General features: G+C 59.6%; 7 protein-coding genes. 5 read left to right on the top strand and 2 right to left on the bottom strand.

Going from position 1 to position 6,968, the window contains the following annotated elements:
• The first annotated feature begins 8 nt into the window (after positions 1 to 8).
• From CSZ94_RS26610 to CSZ94_RS26590, 5 genes are all read left to right on the top strand, one after another.
• Positions 9 to 146 (top strand): carbohydrate porin, encoded by a 138-nt coding sequence (locus tag CSZ94_RS26610; protein ID WP_258001197.1) that lies wholly within the window; start codon positions 9 to 11, stop codon positions 144 to 146.
• A gap of 269 nt (positions 147 to 415) precedes the next feature.
• Positions 416 to 1,669 carry an ABC transporter substrate-binding protein gene (locus tag CSZ94_RS26605; protein ID WP_102124252.1) on the top strand — a complete coding sequence of 418 codons (1,254 nt, stop codon included), beginning with the start codon at positions 416 to 418 and terminating at the stop codon, positions 1,667 to 1,669.
• 111 nt (positions 1,670 to 1,780) lie between these two features.
• A complete protein-coding gene (locus tag CSZ94_RS26600) occupies positions 1,781 to 2,665 on the top strand; it encodes a carbohydrate ABC transporter permease (RefSeq protein WP_102124251.1) in 885 nt (294 codons plus the stop codon).
• Positions 2,662 to 3,537: a carbohydrate ABC transporter permease gene (locus tag CSZ94_RS26595; protein WP_071077886.1), complete on the top strand. Its 876-nt coding sequence runs from the start codon at positions 2,662 to 2,664 to the stop codon at positions 3,535 to 3,537. The genes CSZ94_RS26600 and CSZ94_RS26595 overlap by 4 nt, the downstream gene beginning before the upstream one ends.
• Positions 3,538 to 3,546: 9 nt before the next feature.
• The gene (locus CSZ94_RS26590) at positions 3,547 to 4,656 is read left to right on the top strand and encodes an ABC transporter ATP-binding protein (RefSeq protein WP_102124250.1); all 1,110 of its coding nucleotides are present in this window, start codon (positions 3,547 to 3,549) and stop codon (positions 4,654 to 4,656) included.
• Between the two features lie 71 nt (positions 4,657 to 4,727).
• On the opposite strand, the gene CSZ94_RS26585 is transcribed toward CSZ94_RS26590, so the two are convergent.
• A complete protein-coding gene (locus CSZ94_RS26585) occupies positions 4,728 to 5,003 on the bottom strand; it encodes a hypothetical protein (RefSeq protein ID WP_102124249.1) in 276 nt (91 codons plus the stop codon).
• Between the two features lie 194 nt (positions 5,004 to 5,197).
• On the bottom strand, positions 5,198 to 6,415 hold the full coding sequence (locus tag CSZ94_RS26580) for a hypothetical protein (protein ID WP_180977646.1): 1,218 nt from the start codon (positions 6,413 to 6,415) through the stop codon (positions 5,198 to 5,200).
• Positions 6,416 to 6,968: the final 553 nt, after the last annotated feature.

The following is a 6,968-nucleotide window of genomic DNA, read 5'->3' as shown; positions in this document are numbered from 1 at the left end:
GTCCTGAACTGCGCGCCTTTGTTACCTACGGCAAATGGAACGATGCGGCCACCGCCTCGGTCAATGCGTCGAACAACGGCGGCCCGATCTACAACAACAATACCAGCGGCACGTCGTACGGCTTCCAAGTCGAAACCTGGTTCTAAACACCAAACCAAACGGTTTTGTTCAGTGTTGACGTTTGTAAGTGCAGATCAACCTGGCGCATCCTTCGCGGATGCGTTTTTGGCGCCGTCCCGTGATATAAAGACAATGTAAGCATGTCATGGATCACGGCGCCGTCTTTTCACTGAAGATGATGCCCGTTTGCAAGCGGGTCTGAGCACAAGAGCGCCGGTACAGGCGCAGATTTCACCTTTTTCGGCCCCCGTATGCCGAAGCCCCCTAAAAGCTTGATCAAAAAAGGAATGTGGAGATGAAACTGAAATTCAAGATTACCCAACTGGCCGCACTGACCACCCTGGCATTCGCTGGCAGCGCCTTTGCGACCGACGTGGAAGTGTTGCACTACTGGACCTCCGGCGGCGAAGCGAAGTCCGTGGGCCAGTTGCAGCAAATCGTGAAGGAAAGCGGCTTCGGCTGGAAAGACTTCGCCGTGGCTGGTGGCGCTGGCGAAAACGCCGCGACCGCACTGAAAACCCGCGTCATTTCCGGCAACCCGCCAACGGCCGCCCAGATCAAGGGCCCGTCGATCCAGGAATGGGGCGCTGAAGGCGTGCTGGCCAATATCGACGATGCCGCCATTCCAGGCAAATGGGATGCCGTGCTGCCGAAAGTGGTCGCCGACATCATGAAATATAAAGGCCACTACGTTGCCGCTCCCGTCAACGTGCACCGCGTCAACTGGATGTGGGTCAATCCCGAAGTGCTGAAAAAAGCCGGCGTGGCCACCACCCCGACCACCTGGCCCGCCTTCTTTGAGGCGGCCGAGAAAATCAAGAAATCGGGCGCCATCGCGATTGCCCACGGCGGCCAGCCATGGCAGGACGCCACCGTGTTTGAATCGGTCGCGCTGGGCGTGGGCGGCACGGAATTCTACAAAAAGGCCATCCTCAAGCTGGACCAGAAGGAATTGACCGGCCCGACCATGCTCAAGGTGTTCGACACCCTGGGCAAGGTGAAGACCTATATCGACAAGGATGCGGCCGGCCGCGACTGGAATCTGGCCACCGCCATGGTGATCAACAACAAGGCCGGCTTCCAGTTCATGGGCGACTGGGCCAAGGGTGAATTCACGGCTGCCGGCAAGGTACCGGGCAAGGACTACCTGTGCGTGGCAGCGCCTGGCACGGACAAGGCCTACACCTTCAACATCGATTCGTTTGCCATGTTCACGCAAAAAGATGCGAATGCGAAGAAAGGGCAGATCGCCCTGGCCAACGCCATCATGAATCCGAAGTTCCAGTCGATCTTCAACCTGAACAAGGGTTCCATCCCTGTGCGTTCCGGCGTGTCCAAGGACAAGTTTGACGCTTGCGCCCTGAAATCGATGGAAGACATGGACGCCACCAACAAGAGCGGCGGCCTGGTGCCATCGTTTGCGCACGGCATGGCGCTGCCATCGGCCACGCAAGGCGCCATCACCGACGTCATCGCCAAGTTCATGAATACCAACATGAGCTCGAAAGACGCGGTTGCAGCGCTGGCCAAAGCGGCAAAAGTGAAATAATCACGACGGCGCCGGCACTCCCGCCGGCGCCCGCTGCATCGCATGCATCGCAGGCGTCCGCCCTGGTTCCACCAGGCCGGCGCCACACGCAGTTCTCTCTACGGCTCTCCTATGTCCATACGCAAGCAATTCGACCGATGGATACCGCAGATGGTGCTGGGCCCCACGCTCATCGCCAGCCTGCTATTCGTCTATGGTTTTATCTTTTTGACCGGTTGGCTGTCGCTGACCGAATCGCGGCTGATGCCGAACTACGAGTTCGCCGGCCTGGTGCAATACGTCGAGCTGTTCGATAATGAGCGCTGGTGGACCTCGCTCAAGAACCTCGGCATCTTTGGTGTCCTGTTCATCGGTTGCAGCATCGCTATCGGCCTGTTCCTGGCGATCCTGCTGGACCAGAAAATCCGCGTCGAAGGCGCGCTGCGCGCCATCTACCTGTATCCGATGGCGCTGTCCTTCATCGTCACCGGCACGGCCTGGAAATGGATGCTCAATCCCAGCCTGGGCCTGGAAAAGGTCATGCACGACTGGGGCTGGACGTCGTTCACCTTCGACTGGCTGGTGAACTCCGACATGGCCATCTACACGGTGGTGATTGCCGGCGTATGGCAGTCGTCGGGCTTTGTCATGGCCCTGTTCCTGGCCGGCCTGCGCGGCATCGATGATGAAATCATCAAGGCGGCGCAAGTCGATGGCGCGTCGCTGCCGACGATTTACTGGCGTATCGTGATTCCCGCCATGCGTCCCGTGTTCTTCAGCGTGCTGCTGATTCTGGCGCATATTGCCATCAAGAGCTTCGACCTGGTCATCGCATTGACGGCTGGCGGACCTGGCAACTCGTCGTCCGTGCCGGCCATCTTCATGTACCAGTTTTCCTTCACCCGCGGCCAGCTGGGCCTGGGCTCGGCATCGGCAATGATGATGCTGGTCACCATCGTGGCCGTGCTCGTGCCGCTGATGTACCTGGAAACGCGCAGCGCAAAGGCGATGAGATGACACACACTCCTACACGTAACAACAAACTCACCCTGGGACGGGTGGTGTTATACCTGCTGCTGATCCTGTTTGCGGTGTATTACATCGTGCCCCTGTACGTGACCCTGTCGACCTCGTTCAAGTCGCTCGACGAGATCCGCAGCGGCAACCTGCTGGCGCTGCCGCACGTGTGGCAGTTCGATTCCTGGTCCAAGGCCTGGTCTTCCGCCTGCACGGGCGTCACTTGCGACGGCATGCAGCCGTTCTTCTGGAACTCGATCAAGATGGTGATTCCCGCCGTGCTGATCTCGACCTTTCTGGGCGCCTTCAACGGCTATGTGTTCGCGCACTGGCGCTTCCGCGGTTCGGAAATGCTGTTTGCCGCCTTGCTGGTGGGCTGCTTCATTCCCTTCCAGGTAGTGATCCTGCCGATGGCGCGCCTGCTGGGCGAATTTGGCCTGGCCAATACCACCACGGGCCTGGTCTTCGTGCACGTGGTGTATGGCACGGCCTTCACCACGCTGTTCTTCCGTAACTACTACATTGGCGTGCCGGAAGAGCTGATCAAGGCGGCGCGCATCGACGGTGCCGGCTTCTTCCTGATCTTCCGCAAGATCGTGCTGCCGATTTCGGGTCCGATTTTCGTCGTCTGCATCATCTGGCAGTTCACGCAGATCTGGAACGACTTCCTGTTCGGTATCGTCTTCGCCAGCGGCGATTCGCAGCCGATCACGGTGGGCTTGAACAATCTGGTCAACACGTCCACGGGCGTGAAGGAATACAACGTCAACATGGCCGCCGCGGTGATTGCCGCGCTGCCGACCCTGCTGGTCTATCTGGTCGCAGGCCGTTATTTTGTGCGCGGTCTGACCGCAGGCGCAGTCAAAGGTTAAGGAAATAATATGTCCAGTTTATCGATACGCGGTATCCGCAAGGTGTACACGAATGGCGTCGAAGTCCTCAAGGGCATCGACATCGAGATCAAGGATGGCCAGTTCCTGATCCTCGTCGGCGGCTCCGGCTCCGGCAAATCGACCTTGCTCAATATGGTGGCCGGCCTGGAAAGCGTCACCTCGGGCGAAATCCTCATCGATGGCAAGGTGGTCAACGACCTGCCGCCGAAGGACCGCGACATCGCCATGGTGTTCCAGTCCTACGCGCTGTATCCGTCGATGACGGTGCGCGAAAACATCGCGTTTGGCCTGAATGTGAAAAAAGTGCCAAAGGCGGAGCAGCAAGAAATCGTCGCCCGCGTCGCTGAAACGCTGCAGATCACGCACTTGCTGGACCGCCGTCCGGCGCAGCTGTCGGGCGGCCAGCGCCAGCGCGTGGCCATGGGCCGCGCCATTTCGCGCAAGCCGTCATTGTTCCTGTTCGACGAACCGCTGTCGAACCTGGACGCCAAGCTGCGCGTGGAAATGCGTGCCGAGATCAAGCTGCTGCACCAGCGCCTGAAAGCCACCATCGTCTACGTCACGCATGACCAGATCGAGGCGATGACCATGGGCGATTTGATCGCCGTCATGAAGGATGGGGTGGTGCAGCAACTGGGCACGCCGCAGGAAATCTACGACAATCCCGCGAATCTGTTCGTGGCCGGCTTCATCGGCTCGCCGTCGATGAACTTCGTCACCGTCAAGCCTGTCATCGAGGGCAACGAGGTGTTTGTCGCCATCGAGAATGCGGGCAAGAGCATGCGTCTGGCCCTGCCATTCGCGGCCGACAAGCTGCGCAGCTATGCGGGCCGCGACGTGATCCTGGGCGTGCGCCCGGAGCAGATCACGGACATGAGCAGCGCGCACGGCGACGTGGGCCAGGAACTGGGCTGCCTGATCGACCTGGTCGAGCCGACCGGCCCCGATACCTTGCTGACGACGCGTTTGAATGGCGCCGCCGTGACTTGCCGCACGCATCCGCGCGAAGCGGTGCTGCCGGGGCAGAGCATGCAACTGTCGTTCAACCTGTCGAAGGCGGCCATGTTTGATCCGGCCAATGGCGAGCGCATCGCGTAAGCGGCACCTGCCATGGAAAACGGCCCGCTTGTCCAATGACAAGCGGGCCGTTGTTGCGTATACCTGCGGGTTTATCTTGCCAGCGCTTTCTTGTGCGCGATGGCGTAGCTGAGCTTGCCCATTGGCGTGACCTGTTCGTCCAGCGCGGCCCGGCTGAAGGCGCCGGTCCAGCCCAGCGCTTGCGCCGTCTTGCCGCCGCTGACAATGTCCGTGGCTTTCAGGCCCGTCATCGCGGCCGATGCCGTCTTGATGGTAGCCAGATAGCTGGCGACATCGCCCCTGTCGGCCCAGTAAAATTCGAGGAATTCCAAGGCATCGTCGGGTGGTTCGTAGCCGATCTTGCGCATTGGCGGTGCAGGGCAAGACCTCGCCCTAGTCATTGGCTGCACTCAGGTCGGCAAATTTCATCGGCTTGCTGCTTGTCCTCGGCCGCATAGCATCGCGGCTTGTAGTACACCTGATCGTCGCCGATGGCCGGCTGGTTCGGATGCAGTGCATCGAGGCACACCTGCAGGAGGCGTGGATGGGCGTTGCTGCCGACTCATGCCAGCAGCGCGCTGGGCACGCGCGGCGAGGACATCAGGTCGCGGAAGGCGGCCCAGTGGGCGGTGCGCGTGGCGCCCTGGCGTTCGACATAGGCTTTCGCCATGTCCTGGCCCAGGTTGTAATTGATGACATAAGCACCCATGGCATCGTAGAACTGCAGGCGCTGCGCGGATTTCTCGGCCGGGTAGAGGCGCACGTTGACCAGCCATTCCAGCGCTTCCTCCCGGTTCAGGCTGCCATCGAGGTACTGGCGCGCGATGTCGTTGTCGGCATAGCCGAGTTTGGCCAGCAGCGCGTTCAGTTGCGCGTAGCGGGGCGCCAGCGCAGGGTCCAGGCCCGCCAGCGGATACAGCACCTGCTGTTCGAACGCCAGCCGTTCTTCATCCGTGAAACTCAGTTCGATGCCGTAGTTGGCCGTGCCTTCGGCGATCAGCGATTGCGGCGAATACAGCGGATAGATGCAGTACTCCATCCAGCCCTTGCCGCGTACCAGGTCGCGTTCCAGCAGCACGTTGTAGACGTGGTGGCCCGGATAGGCTTCGTGGCAAGCGAGGTCGACGGCGCGATCGATATACACGGGCAAGTCCGTATTGATCTGGATCACGCTCTGGTAGTTTCCCTTGTACCAGTTGTAGCCGCTCCACGGCTTGTCGCTGACCAATTCCAGTACAAAATCTTCACCTGCCGGCAGGGCGATGTACTGCAAGGTGCGTTCGCGGCCCGCGCGGATGGCTGCGTCCATCACGGCATGCAGCTTGTCGGCGGGAATGACGAGTTGCGCGCGCAAGTCATTGACGCGCTCGCTGACCGTGCCGTCGCCTGGCAGCAGGGCGTCGATTTCTGCCACCAGTTCTTCATAGTATGCGCGGCTGTGGTGGGGCGAGACGGCATCGTACAGGCGTACGCTTTGCGTATCGAAATCAAGGCGTGTGCCTTGCAGCATTTCCGCGCGCGCCAGCACGGCTAGCAACTGCTTGCGCAGGTTGAGGGCGCGCAAGGATGCGTCATCAGCCAGCAGGGCCAGCGCCTCGTTTGCGCCATCCTTGATATCGCTCAAACCTTGTTGCTGTTCTGACGCTTCCTGTTGCCACGCGGGCGGGCCGTAATACGCGTCGACATATGAGGCATCGTGCTGGCCCATGGCCAGAACCAGCTTGACGTAGCGTTCGGCCACGTGGGCGAGGGAAGGGGAATTGCTGTCGTTGTTCGTCATGGCGGCAGGGTTTTCGCGGTTGGACAGCGCTTATTGTATAGCGCAATCGGATGCGTGTAAGGCGTGTACGCGCCACATCATTTCCTTACAGTAACTGGGGAAACGCATCTTGATATACATCAGTGATCCCGGCATTCGGCACCTGCGTCACGCGGTTTGGTCGCAAGATGGCGAGATCTTTTGTATTCACGTGATTTTCTCCTTGATATTTCTTCGTTTATGGACGAACGTGATGTTTGAGATTCGGCACTAGCTGGCATCATCGGGCAGGGATTTATATACGGAATGGCTGAAACGCCAACGCGACAATACGGCCAGGGTGGCCATCGTGTGGCGCGTACTGCGCATGATGCCTGGTAATTTTGGCGACCATAAATTTTGCCACGACGGCGTGTGGGAATTGCGCATCGATGTGGGGCCCGGCTACAGGGCGATTGCATGAAGGGTAGGTGCTCGGAGTGACGATAGGGTGAAATATTGCTTGTAAACACGTTGAGAAAGGCGTTTACTCTCGGTATTTGGACGCGTAAATGGCAAACGAACCGATCTCTCT

This window comes from Janthinobacterium sp. ROICE36 (assembly GCF_002869965.1).
GTDB lineage: Bacteria > Pseudomonadota > Gammaproteobacteria > Burkholderiales > Burkholderiaceae_D > Janthinobacterium.
The sequence above is the reverse complement of the archived record's forward strand: the minus strand, read 5'-3'. Positions and strand labels throughout refer to the sequence as shown.

Bases quoted from the DNA above. Each gene is read 5' to 3' on its own strand.
- CSZ94_RS26605 (WP_102124252.1), top strand. From the start codon at position 416: ATGAAACTGAAATTCAAGATTACCCAACTGGCCGCACTGACCACCCTG.
- CSZ94_RS26595 (WP_071077886.1), top strand. From the start codon at position 2,662: ATGACACACACTCCTACACGTAACAACAAACTCACCCTGGGACGGGTG.
- CSZ94_RS26590 (WP_102124250.1), top strand. From the start codon at position 3,547: ATGTCCAGTTTATCGATACGCGGTATCCGCAAGGTGTACACGAATGGC.
- CSZ94_RS26600 (WP_102124251.1), top strand. From the start codon at position 1,781: ATGTCCATACGCAAGCAATTCGACCGATGGATACCGCAGATGGTGCTG.
- CSZ94_RS26585 (WP_102124249.1), bottom strand. From the start codon at position 5,003: ATGCGCAAGATCGGCTACGAACCACCCGACGATGCCTTGGAATTCCTC.
- CSZ94_RS26580 (WP_180977646.1), bottom strand. From the start codon at position 6,415: ATGACGAACAACGACAGCAATTCCCCTTCCCTCGCCCACGTGGCCGAA.